Origin of the sequence: Chryseobacterium candidae (assembly GCF_004916905.1) — a bacterium.
In the GTDB taxonomy this organism is placed as follows: Bacteria; Bacteroidota; Bacteroidia; order Flavobacteriales; family Weeksellaceae; genus Chryseobacterium; species Chryseobacterium candidae.
Genome location: NZ_SDLV01000031.1, coordinates 149,751 through 163,181, shown reverse-complemented (window position 1 = coordinate 163,181; position 13,431 = coordinate 149,751). Strand labels below are relative to the sequence as shown.

The window sequence follows — 13,431 nt, the reverse complement described above, 5'->3', positions numbered from 1 at the left end:
ACCAAAGGTGCGCCGAAACTTATTTTAATTCCAGTCTTGAACTTTTGTTTCTTTTGTCTTGAAACAAAAGAAATTAAAACTTAGAAGAAAATTCCTTTGCAAAATCTTCTAACTTAACGCTTCCCGTAACAGGAGAACCATGATCAATAAAATCTTTCTGTACAACTCCTGTTCTTATTCCCCTACCCATTTCAACATACAGTTTAGCCATATCTTCAGGTAATCCTGCCTGAAGCATTCCGTTTAAAGAATCTTCATCAGAGAATTCTACCCATGGAAGTTCAGGATTATTCACTGCAATTCCTAAAACCTTTGCAAAATCTGCAGCTTTTCTTACATCACTTACTATATATCTGATATTGTTGGCATTTCCGTCTTTTATCAGTTCTTCAGCAGCGGCTTTGGCAATATCAGTAGGGTGTACTACGGGTACTTCAATACTTGCAGGATAATTTCCTCCGATGATTCCTGCATTTTGAATCATCGGAATATCATTGAAGAAGTTATTATAAAAATATCCGGCTCTTAAAAAAGTAAAAGAAGTATTCTCTACCTCGTTGTATATTTTTTCAATATTGTGAAGACCTGCGATGGGTCCGTTTTCTACCGGGGATTCCGCTCCTACGCTGCTTAACATTACAGCTCTTTTTATATTTGCATTTTTTAAAGCTTTAGCATAATTTTTTCCTGCATTGGTAGTATTTTCCACAATCTTATCCGGACTGATGGCAGGAGGTGTCATGACAAAAACAGCATCAGCTCCTTCAAAAGTTTGCGTTAAAAAATTAATATCAGTGATAGATCCTATAGCCGGTGTTGCTCCCAGAGATTCAATATCCTGTTTTCTTGCATTACTGCTGCTTACTACTGTAATATCATGCCCTTGGGCAATTAATTGTTGTGCTAATGGTTTAGCTACATTTCCTAATGATCCTGTGATTACAATTTTCATAATAAATATTTTTTTATTTCCGGGAACAAAGTTATATTTGTACTTACTTTTATACAAGTACTTACCCTAAAGTATGTAGATATGACAGCCATCAAAGAAAGCTCAACCATTCAGGAAAATAAGAAAACAGTGCAGGATTGTCCTGTAATGTACGTTATGGAAAGAATTGGCGGATTCTGGAAACCTATTATTCTGTTTAATCTTTCCACAGGAGAAAAAAGGTACAGCGAGTTGAAGAAAGCAATTCCTGCAGTAACAGAAAAAATGCTCATCCAGCATTTGAAGCAACTGGAATCAGATGGATTGATTATCAGAACAGCAAAGCCTGTTGTACCGCCTCATGTGACTTATAAACTGAGTGAAGCAGGTAATGAATTGGCTCCTGTGATTGATGCAATGGCAGCATGGGCTTTTCAGGATATGGAAAGGAATGATAATAAATATGCCAAAGGAAACAGATATATGCTGAATCAGGATCAAGATACTTTTAGCCAAAACCTGAAAAAATAAAAACAGGCTCTTCAATCCGAAGAACCTGTTTCTGTTAATATTCTATAGAAGAATTACAAAGACTGCATATCAATTACAAAACGATATTTTACATCACTTTTCAGCATTCTTTCATACGCGCTGTTGATATCCTGCATTTTAATCAGTTCAATATCAGAAACAATATTATGTTTTCCACAGAAATCTAACAATTCCTGTGTTTCTGCAATACCTCCGATTAAAGATCCTGCTACAGAACGGCGTTGGAAGATCATCGGTCTTGTGCTTACTTCGGTTTCCTGAAACTCACCTACGAATCCTACAAGAACCAAAGTTCCGTTCAAAGAAAGAGTTTGCATATAAGGGTTGATGTCATGCTCATAAGGTACAGTATCAATGATAAGATCAAATTTACCCTTTACAGCGTCCATCTGTGAATCATCCGTAGAGATCACTACATGATCTGCTCCAAGTTGTTTGGCATCATCAGTCTTTCCAGGAGTTCTTGAGAATAAAGTAACTTCAGCTCCCAGTCCTTTTGCCAGTTTAATAGCCATGTGGCCTAATCCACCTAATCCTACAACTGCCACTTTTGAACCCGGCCCGGCATTCCAGTGTCTTAATGGTGACCAAGTGGTAATTCCTGCACATAGAAGGGGCGCTACTGCTGCCAGATCTAAATTTTCAGGAACACTTAGTACAAAATGCTCATCAACGACTACTTTTTGAGAATATCCTCCGAAAGTGTGGCCTCCAAGGTGCTTATCTTTTCCGTTATAAGTTCCTGTAAATCCATTTTGACAATATTGCTCCAAATCGTGTTTGCAGCTGTTGCAATGTCCGCAAGAATCTACCATACATCCTACTGCTGCAAGATCTCCTGCTTTAAATTTGGAGACTTCGCTTCCTACCTTTGTAATTCTTCCTACAATTTCATGTCCCGGAACTACAGGATATAAAGATCCTCCCCAGTCGTTTCTTGCTGTATGAAGATCAGAGTGGCATACCCCGCAGTAGAGAATTTCAATTTCTACATCCTTTGCGGTTACTTCTCTTCTTTCAATATTCATTTCTTTCAGATCTGCTGTGGTAGACTCTGCACCATAAGCTTTTACTGTGATTGTACTCATTTTTTTATATTTAGTTTATTTAGGTTTTTAATGATTGTGTTTTTGATAATGGTTTCCAAAACATTACAAAAATCGATACTTTATTGTAAATCGTGCTTATACAGATTACCGAATTACTTACCAATTTTACAGACATCATTTCAGTTACAAATGAAAATGGTAATTTTGAATAGCAATAAAAATATACTTCATGGAAAATCAGGAGGTTGAAATCTATAACACGGTCTCGGAATATAATAAAATGGCGAATCATGAAACCCTGCACCCGCTGGTGAGTATTATTGATTTTTCCAAATCTGATCCTATTTGCCAGTATAGAAGGAAATTTGGGTTTTATACCGTTTTCCTGAAAGATGTGATGTGTGGAGACATGCAATACGGGAAACACAGCTACGATTATCAGGAAGGAACTTTGGTTTTTATTGCTCCCGGACAGACGTATGGAATTTATAATAAAGACAGATCTGTTCAGCCTGCAGGTTTTGCTCTGATTTTTCATCCGGATTTAATAAAAGGAACTAACCTGGGGAAGAATATGAAAGACTATTCTTTTTTCTCTTATGATGTACATGAAGCATTACATCTCTCGGAAAAAGAAAGGGAAGTGGTGCTGGACTGCTTTAAAAATATTAAACTCGAGCTGGAACAGGCTATAGATAAACACAGCAAGTCTTTAATTGTTAATAATATTGAACTGTTTTTGAATTACTGTATGCGTTTTTATGACCGTCAGTTTATTACAAGAGATCATATTAACCAGGGAGTCATCGGGAAATTTGAAAATCTGGTAGATGATTATCTGAAATCTGAAAATCCAAAAAATATAGGTTTTCCCATGGTTAATTATTTTGCAGAGAAGCTGAACCTGTCTGCCAATTATTTCGGAGACCTGATCAAAAAAGAACTGGGAATTTCTGCTCAGGAATTTATCCACAATAAGCTTATTGATATAGCTAAAGAACAGATTCTGGATCAGGGAAAGACAATCAGTGAAATTTCCTATGATTTAGGCTTTAAATATCCGCAGCATTTTACAAGACTGTTTAAAACCAAAGTAGGTGTTTCTCCGAGTGAGTATAAAGTACTGAACTAGTTTTTAAACACTAATAACACTAATTTTTTCACAAATGGCACAATGATGGTTCGTGGATATTTGTGAGATCATGGATGAGATTGGTGTTTAAATAATTAAAAGTTTTCACCGTTGTAAAGATGACACCAAATCTGGAGCTCCGAAAGATGTAGCTGGTCATCAAAATTTTAAAACCTCTTACCTTAATCAATATTCCAACTGAAGAGGCAAACATTGACATCCTTAAACGGGGTGGTTCATCATATTTCCAATATTTATATTTTTATTATATAAATTGTGTATGTTAAATCAATAAATAATACTTAATGTTTATCCATAATTGTATTTTTTAATGTATATTTAGTAATTAAACCCAAAAAATAGTAATTATGAAAACAAACAAAGATTACAAAGTGAGAAAACTGAATCGACAGGAATTAAAGAGTTTAAAAGCCGGAGATATTAACAGAGGTAAGGTGTGCTGTACTTCCAACGAAGACGGTCAATGCTGTGAATGGGCTAAAGATATTTGGTACTGCCAGTATATCTATTGCTAAAATATACTTCTGATAAGAACAAGGCATAACTGATCGTCTGGCCAGGTATGCCTTTTGTTTTGCTGAAATTTAATCTTATTCAGGAATCCAGACGCTCACGTTTCCTGCCGGAGCAGGAAAATCTCCCCACCCGTTTTCATCAATGGTTACTTTTTCTTTGAATCTTTTCAACACATCTTTGAATTTTTTTCCTGCATACAATGTTCCCATTTCCATGGGCTTGTTGTAAGAATCTTTATTGCTCAGAACAACAGCACATCCGCTATATTGATCATCTCCCATACGTACCCAGCCGAGGCAGTTCGCATCCTCAAAATAATCATGCTGGTCTCCATAGGCATGATCTTTCCTTGCTTTTAGTAACTCTTCAATACCGTCTACTTTGGGCATGAATATTTCCTGATCATTGCCTTCTCTGTCTTTATCCACATAATGAGCACCATAGAGATCAGGATAAAATATACATGGGTAGCCATCTTTTCTCAATAAAATAAGGGCATAAGCAATAGGTTTGAACCATGGCTCAACAGGGGCTTCAAGATCCTGTAAAGGCTGTGTATCATGATTGGCTACTAAACTGACAGAGTGTATAGGATCTGCCTGGGTAAGCGTTTCATCAAAAATTCGTCTGAGATCATAAGAAGCTCCTTCCCTGGAGGCTGTATGAAAATTATTCTGCAGGGAACTGTCAAAAAGACTCATGCATCCTTCCGTCACTTCAATATATTTTTGGAGAAGATGGAGATATCCGGGAGCCCAGTATTCTCCAACGGCGAAAATGTCTTTTCCGGAATTAGAACGGAGCAGCATAAGCCATTCTTTATAAAAATCAAAAGAAATATGTTTTAAAGCATCCAGTCTCACTCCATCAAAATCGGTCTCGTCAAAATACCATTTAGCCCAATTGTTGAGCTCTTCCCGTACAAAAGGATTCCGGTGCTCAATATCATTATACATCAGGTAATCATAATTTCCTTTTTCATCATCTATCATTTCCTCCCAGTCATTTCCGTATTCTGACTGTATTTTAAAGATATGGGAATCCATCCCTTCTGCATAATCCACACCGCTGAAACAGGTGAAATTCCATTCAAAATCAGAATATTTTTTTCCTCTTCCGGGAAAAGTGAATTTTGTATAAGATTCTATTTCGATGACATCGGAAATTATTTTTTCCCTGTTCTCTTCATCTACTTTTACGACTTTAAATTTTTCCAGTTCGTCACCACCGGCTTTATGCCCGAGAACAATATCTACAATGACTTGTATATTTTTTTTCTTTAAGGCTTTAATGGCTTTTGTATACTCGTTTTTCGTGCCGTATTTGGTAGGAAGCGTGCCTTTTTGATCAAACTCTCCCAGATCATAAAGATCGTAAGCATCATATCCGGTAGAATAACCGCCATTTGTTCCTTTATAGGCTGGAGGAAACCATACAGAAGTAATTCCAAGTTTTGCCAGGTATCCGGCCTGTTTTTCGGCTTCTTTCCACAATTTTCCGTCACCTTCAGAATACCAGTGAAAAAATTGGATCATGGTTGGGTTCATAAATTTGCTGATTTGGTTGATACAAGATAGCGAAAAAATATGACCTATTCATTTTCGAATTCTTCAAACGGGATTTTTAGTTGAACTGAAACCTGTTTTTTTTCTTCCGTATTCAGTTGAGAGAGGGATAATCCGAGCAGACGTACCGCTTTATCAAAAGGACGAAGTTCCCAAAGTTTTTTTCCGGTATTATAATACTGCTCAGGAGACGAAAAATAATCTTCGCTGGTTATACTTCTTGTGAAAAGAGAGAAATCTTTATATTTTATCTTTAAAGTTAAAGTCCTTCCGAGAATATTATTCTTCTGTAATCTTTGGTGGATTTCCTCTGCAAGGCTTTCCAGCTTTTCATTGATCTGCTGTTCATCCAGAAGATCCTCAAAAAATGTTCTTTCCACAGCCACACTTTTCTGAATACGATGAGGCTTTACTTCAGAAGTATGAATCCCGCGCACCACATTGTAATAATGCTGACCGGACTTTCCAAAAAGCCTTACCAGATCTTCAAGCGATCTTTTCTTTAGATCTTTTCCTTTATAAATTCCTAAACTAAACATTTTGTTGGCTGTTACCTTTCCAACACCATAAAATTTTTCCACAGGCAGTTCTTCCAGAAAATGCTCCATTTTATCAGGATGAATGGTTTTCTGGCCATTCGGTTTATTAATATCAGAAGCTACTTTAGCCAGAAACTTATTAACTGAAATACCTGCAGAAGCCGTCAGACCGGTCTGTTCAAAAATTTTCTGACGTATTTCTTTGGCGATGAGGTTAGCCGATTCCATTCCTTTTTTATTTTCAGTAACATCCAGATAAGCTTCATCGAGTGATAAGGGTTCTACCAGATCGGTATATTCATAGAAAATTTCCCGGATTTTTTTGGAAATTTCTTTATATCTGCTAAACCGGGGGGGAACAAAAATGAGCTGAGGACACTTTTCTTTGGCCGTCTTACTGGGCATTGCAGAACGCACGCCATATTTTCTGGCTTCATAACTTGCGGCTGCCACTACACCCCGGTGCTGCCCTCCTACGGCTATTGGTTTTCCTTTCAACTCAGGATTATCATGCTGCTCCACAGAAGCATAGAATGCATCCATATCCACATGAATAATTTTACGAAGAGGCAAAGAAAAATCCATATACAAAGATATGGATTCCTTTATTTACGGTAAATTTTTATAGAAGGGAAGTTTGAAGCTGGAGACTGGAAGGTAATGAGGATAATATGGAAATTGATGACCTGTTTATTGAAAATGAATTAAAAAAATAACGGATTATTTAACGCATTAAGATTACTTCCATATCCCATCTTCCAGCCTTTTATGGTTTTAATCTCATCAGAAGAATATGAGGTTCAAAACCTGCTTTTTCATAAGCTTTTATAGCGGATTCATTTTGAGCATATACCTCTAGTCTTACCTCATTGATTCCTCTTGATTTTGCCCAGGCAATGAGTTCATCGGTAATCACTTTATTGATTCCTTTTCCTCTGTACTCAGGCTTTACATACATAAAACCGAGATAGGCATATTCTTTAAACCGGTAATAGTTCTTCTCTGCTTTTTTGATCAGGGCATAGCCTGATGCAATGATTTCATTATTCTCTTCGGCAACAATTAAGGTTGCTTCCGGAGATTGTATCAGAGATTTTAAATCATAATAATGAATCTCTCCATCAATCAATGTACTGTTGAAAGGTCTTTCTGCAGTAACAACTCCCTGTTCAAATTCTAAAAGAATTTCTAAATCCTGTTCTGTGGCTTGTCTTGTGATCATGGTGTTTAATAAAATTTTAAAAACTCATTGAAAGCAGATGAGTTCCAATGAGTTTTATGTTTTTCGAATTAAAAATAAATGGCAACTATTTTAAAAGTCTGTCTATGGTTTGCTGAATTTCAGGATCGTCAGGGGAGATTGCATAATATTTGGCAATAGAAGATTTCTGATCAATCACCATATATCTTGGGATCCAGTTAAGATCTACATAATTATTAAAATCGTTTTTCCAGCCCGTAGAAAACCAGTAATTTTCTTTGTGTTTCATATCAAATCTTTCCAGACTTTTTTCAAACCCTTCTTTTGAACGGTCTAATGACAGAAATACAAAATCAATATTTTTGTTGTGTTCTTCTAATTCCTTGGCTTTTGGAAGAGCATTTAAACAGTCTCGGCACCATCCTGCCCAAAAATCAATCACTAAAACTTTTCCTTTATGCTGATCCAGTATCTGCTGAATGGTAATGGCTTTTCCTTCTTCATCTTCCAGTTTCTGTTGTAAAGCTTCTTTTGAAAATCCTGTTTTAAGGACTGAAGGCGCTTTTTGTGAATAGCTTATTCCAAAAATACCTATCATAAATAATAATATCAACTTTCTCATCCCGTACAATTTCATTTGTACAAATCTAAACAATGAATTGCAATCTGGGATTGATTTCTCTGGAATTAGGAAAAATTTATAATATTGATGGATTCTATGGGATGGGAGAGTGGGAGTGTGAAAACCACCCCGTCAAAAATTCTTTGAATTTTTGCCACCCCTCCAGAGGATGGGAATGTTACGTCTTCAGTTGTAGTATTAGGTTATTTTTACCGATAGTTTTTAATCAAACCTTTGACAACAGCAATTACATTCGGCATTGCTTTGTTGGCTGCATTCAGAACTTCTTCGTGAGAAACGGCAAAAGCCACATCTGGCCCGCCAAGATCGGTGATGACAGAAATACAGAATACATCCATCCCCATATGTCGGGCAACGATGACTTCGGGAACAGTACTCATTCCTACCATATCACCACCAATGGCTTTAATCATTCCGTATTCGGCAGGAGTTTCGAAAGTTGGACCTTGTAATGCCACGTAAACTCCCTGATGGATTTTAATCTGATGATCTGCTGCTGCCTGTTCCGCAGTAGCAATCATTTTTTTGTTGTAAGGCTCACTCATATCCACAAAACGTGGTCCAAGCTCATCTATATTTTTTCCGCGTAACGGATGCTCGGGCATCATATTGATATGATCTTTCAGAATAACAATATCTGCCACGCTATAGGCAGTGTTTACCCCGCCGCAGGCATTGGAAAGAATAAGATTTTGAATTCCCAGCAGATGAAAAACTCTTATCGGGAAAGTGACCGTCTCCATTGAATGTCCTTCGTAATAATGGAAACGTCCGCTCATCATCAGTACTTTTTTTCCTTCCAGAAGTCCATAAATCAGTTTTCCGGTGTGTCCGGCAACAGTAGTTTGTGGGAAATGGGGAATGTCTTTGTACTCTAAAACGTGGATGGGGTCTACTTCATTTTGTAACTTTCCAAGACCGGATCCTAAAACAACTGCAAAATCAGGAGTTTCCTGAATGATATTTTTAATGAAATCTGCGGTCTCTTTAATTTTTTCTAACATAATCTAAGATGATTTGGTTGAATTCTTCTTTCTTATCAATAAGTACATTGATAGGCCAGTAGTAAACAATATCTCTAAGATAGTCAAAAGTTTTCAGACGTACATAATCTTTCTCCGTGGTTAATATCAGTTTATATTCTCCGAGTTTTTTGTATTCAGCAATAATTTTTTTAATATCATCATCTGTGAAATTATGATGATCTCTGAACTTTAAATGTTTCACCCTTTTTGAAAATTTTGCCAGATGTTCCAGAAGCGGTTTAGGATTGGCAATTCCGGTAATGAGTAAAATATCATAATAATTCAGGTTGTTATCCGGAAGCATTTTATCTTTTCCGTATATATTTTCGTCATAGCCGATGGATGAAAAGAATACTTTTTGTCCGTAAGAAGGTCTTATTCTTGAGATATAATACCTTTTTGTTTCTTCTGTGAGTTCATCAGGACATTTGCTGACCATGATGATGTTTGCTCTTTTATAACCTGCTCTTGATTCTCTAAGATCTCCGGCAGGAAGAATATAATCCTTGAAAAAAGGATCATTAAAATCAGTCATCAGAATATTGAATCCGGCCTTAATGGCTCTGTGCTGCATAGCATCATCCAGTACAAGAACTTCAAGATCCATGTCATCAATCACTTTTTTGGCTCCGGGAACACGTTCTTCGGAAACGGCAATTACGAAACGGTTTTTAAAGCGTTCAAAAAGCTGCATTGCTTCATCACCTACCATTTTGTAGTTGCTTTCGTAATTCGTTACTTCATAGCCTTTGGTAAGCCTTCCGTAGCCACGTGAAAGCACTCCGGTTCTGTAATGTTTGGATAGGAGCTGAGCAAGATACATCACCATGGGTGACTTTCCGCTTCCGCCCACAGAAAGGTTTCCGACATTGATTATCGGTGTTTTGAATTTCGTCGACTTAAAAATTCCCAGATCATACATTGTGTTCCGGATACCCGTTACCAAATGATAACCAAGGGAAAAAGGATAAAGGTACCATCTTTTCATACGATTGCAAAAATAGGAATTTTCATAAGCATTGATGTAATATTCTCGAAGACTTTTCAACAAATATTTCGTTAAATTAAAGTATTTTTGTGGAGTTATTACAATACATTGAGATACTTTATTGAATTTTCTTACAACGGGAAGAATTATTTCGGCTACCAGATACAGCCGGATGCTATTTCTGTACAGGAAGAACTGGAAAAAGCGCTGTCTACAATTTTGCGCGAAGAGATTAAAACAACAGGAGCAGGAAGAACAGATACAGGAGTTCACGCCAAAAAAATATTTGCCCATTTTGATACCGGAAAAGAGTTGGATGATCAGCTTACACGCAGACTGAACAGTTTTCTTCCATCCGATATTTCCATTAAAAGGATTTTTCCGGTAAAAGATGATTTTCATGCCCGTTTTGATGCGACTTACAGAACCTACGAATATTATATCTCCTTGGAAAAAAATCCGTTCACTCAGGAATCTGCATGGCAGCACTGGAAAAGAGGGCTGGATATGGATGCGATGAATGAGGCCTGCAAAATTCTTTTTGAATATGAAGATTTCACCAGCTTTGCCAAATTAAAAACCGACAACAAAACCAATATCTGTAAAATATACAAAGCAGAGTGGGAACAGAATGGTTCAGAGCTGAAATTCACCGTTTCTGCCAATCGTTTCCTGAGAAATATGGTTCGTGCTATTGTCGGAACGATGGTGGAAATTGGAACAGGAAAACTGAAACCTGAAGATCTTCGTAAAGTAATTGAAGATAAAAACCGGAACGCTGCAGGAACTTCAGCACCAGGGCACGGGCTGTATCTTGTAGATGTGGGATATGAATTTTAAATAAAAACTAAAAACAAAATAATAATCATGTTATCAATTTTTATTCTTATCGGCGCTTACCGATATTATGCGCAATTAGCAGAAAGGTTTGGAAAAACAAAGTGGCAGTATGGTATTCTGGCCATCGGTATTTATCTGGGTACTCAGCTTTTATTAGGTTTCGGTTATGGTATGTATATGGGATTAACAGATCCTGAATCCGCAGAAAATGTTAATTATACAGGATTTTCCGCCGTGAATATCATTGGCTGGTTAATCTCTATTGTCGCTGTTTGGGGTGTTTATAAATTCCTTGAAAATAAATTTGTCAAAGAAAGATCTGTAAAACCAATCATCGAAATTGAAGAAATAGGAAAGATCTCGGATAAGTAAGATCTGAGTATTGGAAATTAAGATTATCCTTTAATAAAAAGAGTTTTACTATCAATAGAGGTTTGCAATTGATGAAAAATATATACTGGTCTGAATGGAAAAAAGTGTTTAATATATTCATATTGTAAATAGTAGGTATCTTATATTTTCTATTACGATTTGCAGAAGTTGTAAAGGCGGTCCGGTTATAATGTCTTATTTTTGCATAGAATTTTATTTTAATTCTTTCTTTCGATTCGTACAATGAAAAAACAAGATACCTGGGGAATTATAAAAAGGCTGTTCTTTATCGGAATGAAATTTCGTTCATGGTTCATCCTTACCCTTATCATTTCCATATTCCTTTCTATCGTTTCTACTTACAGGCCTTATCTTACCATGCAGGTGGTGGATAATGATATTACAAAGCTGCATGATAAGGCTTTGATGATGAAACATATCTATATCCTTGTTGGATTGGTCTTTGCTGAAACAGTTTTAAACTTTTTCCTGGTTTATTTTTCAAATTTCATTTCGCAGAATGTAATCAGGGATATCAGAGAGCGTTTATATGCCAAGCTGATTTATTTTAAGACCTCATTTTTTGATAAAACGCCTATCGGGCAGCTGGTAACGCGTGCTGTAGGAGATGTGGAGACCATTGCAACGGTATACACAGATGGTTTCCTGATGGTATTTGGGGATATTCTGAGAATTTTGTTTGTACTGATTATGATGTTCAGTACCAATGTTCACCTGAGTTATATTACGCTGGCCATTTTACCTTTAATGGTTGTGATTACAAGATTCTTCCAGAAAAGACTGAAAAAAGCTTTCGGGGATGAGAGAAACTGGACGGCCAATCAGAACTCTTTTGTTCAGGAAAGACTGGCAGGAATGTCGATCATTCAGGTCTTCAACAGACAGGAATCTGAGTTTAAGAAATTTGATGATATCAATATTACGCTGAAAGGAGCATTACTGAGAACGGTATTTATTTTCTCACTGTTCTTTCCTGTAGTGGAACTTATTTCTTCATTATTCATAGGGTTTATTCTTTTCTATGGAGGATATATTACCATCAGTGCAGGAGTTGTAATTGCATTTATCCAGTATATTTCAATGCTGATCCGTCCATTAAGACAGATTGCAGACCGCTTTAACAATATCCAGCGGGGAATTGTAGGAGCGGAAAGAGTACTGGGATTAATGGATGAAGAAAACTCAATGCCGAATAACGGCACCGTGAAGAAAGATCACTTTGACGGAAAAATTGAATTCCAAAAAGTACACTTTGCTTACGATGAAAAGCAGGAAGTGCTGAAAGGAATAGATTTTAAAGTAAACCCGGGAGAAACGGTAGCGATTGTAGGGGCAACTGGTGCCGGAAAATCTACCATCATCAGCCTGATTACAAGATTATATGATATCAACTCCGGAAATATTCTCATTGATGATGTGGATTTAAAGGATTATGAATTGTATAATCTGAGAAGCCATATCGGAGTGGTATTGCAGGATGTATTCCTTTTCCATGGAAGTATTTTTGAAAATCTTGCCTTCGGGGATGACAGTATAACACTGGATAAAATAAAAGCAGGTGCACGGGAAATTGAAGTAGACGAATTCATCCAGCAGCTTCCCGGCGGATATGATTATGTAGTAAGTGAAAGAGGTTCATCCATCTCTTTAGGACAAAGACAATTGCTGTCTTTCCTGAGAGCTTATCTGTCAGATCCGAAAATTTTAATTCTGGATGAAGCCACATCTTCTATTGACCACGAAAGTGAAAAACTGATTCAGAGAGCAACAGAGAAAATTACCAAAAACAGAACCTCCATTATTATTGCCCACAGACTTTCCACTATTGAAAAAGCAGATAAGATTATTGTGATGGAGCATGGTAAAATTGTGGAAGAAGGCAAGCACCTTGAACTTCTGGATAAGAACGGTTACTATGCCACTCTTTACAAAGCCCAGCTGCGAGTAGAAGTGGAAGAAGAAAAAGAATTATAATCAGGAAGAATAATCATTCCTTTGAAATGAGATAAACAAAAAAGAGAGCCAGTAATGATTCT

At 36.8% G+C, this 13,431-nt stretch carries 14 protein-coding genes; 6 read left to right on the top strand and 8 right to left on the bottom strand.

The annotated features are described in order from the left end of the window. Window positions 1-73: 73 nt before the first annotated feature. Window positions 74-952 (bottom strand): NAD(P)H-binding protein, encoded by an 879-nt coding sequence (locus tag EK417_RS15745; protein WP_136522678.1) that lies wholly within the window; start codon window positions 950-952, stop codon window positions 74-76. A gap of 81 nt (window positions 953-1,033) precedes the next feature. Here EK417_RS15745 and EK417_RS15740 point away from each other — a divergent pair, with 81 nt between their 5' ends. Further along, on the top strand, window positions 1,034-1,462 hold the full coding sequence (locus EK417_RS15740; protein ID WP_076595012.1) for a winged helix-turn-helix transcriptional regulator: 429 nt from the start codon (window positions 1,034-1,036) through the stop codon (window positions 1,460-1,462). A gap of 53 nt (window positions 1,463-1,515) precedes the next feature. On the opposite strand, the gene EK417_RS15735 is transcribed toward EK417_RS15740, so the two are convergent. Beyond that, window positions 1,516-2,571, bottom strand: coding sequence for an NAD(P)-dependent alcohol dehydrogenase (locus EK417_RS15735; RefSeq protein WP_136522677.1), 1,056 nt, complete (start codon window positions 2,569-2,571; stop codon window positions 1,516-1,518). 190 nt (window positions 2,572-2,761) lie between these two features. Here EK417_RS15735 and EK417_RS15730 point away from each other — a divergent pair, with 190 nt between their 5' ends. Continuing rightward, entirely contained in the window at window positions 2,762-3,664 is a 903-nt protein-coding gene (locus EK417_RS15730; RefSeq protein ID WP_076595013.1) for a helix-turn-helix domain-containing protein, read from the top strand. Between the two features lie 368 nt (window positions 3,665-4,032). After that, window positions 4,033-4,200: a hypothetical protein gene (locus EK417_RS21160; protein WP_168802009.1), complete on the top strand. Its 168-nt coding sequence runs from the start codon at window positions 4,033-4,035 to the stop codon at window positions 4,198-4,200. 75 nt (window positions 4,201-4,275) lie between these two features. Here EK417_RS21160 and EK417_RS15725 read toward each other — a convergent pair whose 3' ends face one another. From EK417_RS15725 to lpxK, 6 genes are all read right to left on the bottom strand, one after another. Further along, the gene (locus tag EK417_RS15725) at window positions 4,276-5,736 is read right to left on the bottom strand and encodes an alpha-amylase (RefSeq protein ID WP_228457951.1); all 1,461 of its coding nucleotides are present in this window, start codon (window positions 5,734-5,736) and stop codon (window positions 4,276-4,278) included. A gap of 56 nt (window positions 5,737-5,792) precedes the next feature. Beyond that, window positions 5,793-6,890 carry a DNA polymerase IV gene (gene dinB / locus EK417_RS15720; protein WP_136522675.1) on the bottom strand — a complete coding sequence of 366 codons (1,098 nt, stop codon included), beginning with the start codon at window positions 6,888-6,890 and terminating at the stop codon, window positions 5,793-5,795. Window positions 6,891-7,071: 181 nt separating this feature from the next. Then, window positions 7,072-7,527 carry a GNAT family N-acetyltransferase gene (locus EK417_RS15715; RefSeq protein WP_136522674.1) on the bottom strand — a complete coding sequence of 152 codons (456 nt, stop codon included), beginning with the start codon at window positions 7,525-7,527 and terminating at the stop codon, window positions 7,072-7,074. Window positions 7,528-7,612: 85 nt separating this feature from the next. After that, window positions 7,613-8,128 carry a TlpA family protein disulfide reductase gene (locus tag EK417_RS15710; RefSeq protein WP_076595081.1) on the bottom strand — a complete coding sequence of 172 codons (516 nt, stop codon included), beginning with the start codon at window positions 8,126-8,128 and terminating at the stop codon, window positions 7,613-7,615. 209 nt (window positions 8,129-8,337) lie between these two features. Continuing rightward, window positions 8,338-9,153 (bottom strand): purine-nucleoside phosphorylase, encoded by an 816-nt coding sequence (locus tag EK417_RS15705; protein ID WP_136522673.1) that lies wholly within the window; start codon window positions 9,151-9,153, stop codon window positions 8,338-8,340. Next, window positions 9,137-10,162 carry a tetraacyldisaccharide 4'-kinase gene (gene lpxK / locus EK417_RS15700; protein WP_136522672.1) on the bottom strand — a complete coding sequence of 342 codons (1,026 nt, stop codon included), beginning with the start codon at window positions 10,160-10,162 and terminating at the stop codon, window positions 9,137-9,139. The genes EK417_RS15705 and lpxK overlap by 17 nt, the downstream gene beginning before the upstream one ends. 87 nt (window positions 10,163-10,249) lie before the next feature. On the opposite strand from lpxK, the gene truA reads away from it, so the two are divergent. The 3 genes from truA to EK417_RS15685 all read left to right on the top strand — a co-directional run bounded on the left by truA (window position 10,250) and on the right by EK417_RS15685 (window position 13,369). After that, window positions 10,250-11,002, top strand: coding sequence for a tRNA pseudouridine(38-40) synthase TruA (gene truA, locus EK417_RS15695; protein ID WP_228457950.1), 753 nt, complete (start codon window positions 10,250-10,252; stop codon window positions 11,000-11,002). 27 nt (window positions 11,003-11,029) lie between these two features. Next, window positions 11,030-11,374 carry a hypothetical protein gene (locus tag EK417_RS15690; RefSeq protein WP_076595020.1) on the top strand — a complete coding sequence of 115 codons (345 nt, stop codon included), beginning with the start codon at window positions 11,030-11,032 and terminating at the stop codon, window positions 11,372-11,374. A 243-nt stretch (window positions 11,375-11,617) separates the two neighbouring features. Continuing rightward, complete coding sequence (locus EK417_RS15685; RefSeq protein ID WP_076595021.1) at window positions 11,618-13,369, top strand: ABC transporter ATP-binding protein; 1,752 nt, start codon at window positions 11,618-11,620, stop codon at window positions 13,367-13,369. The last annotated feature ends 62 nt before the right edge of the window (window positions 13,370-13,431 follow it).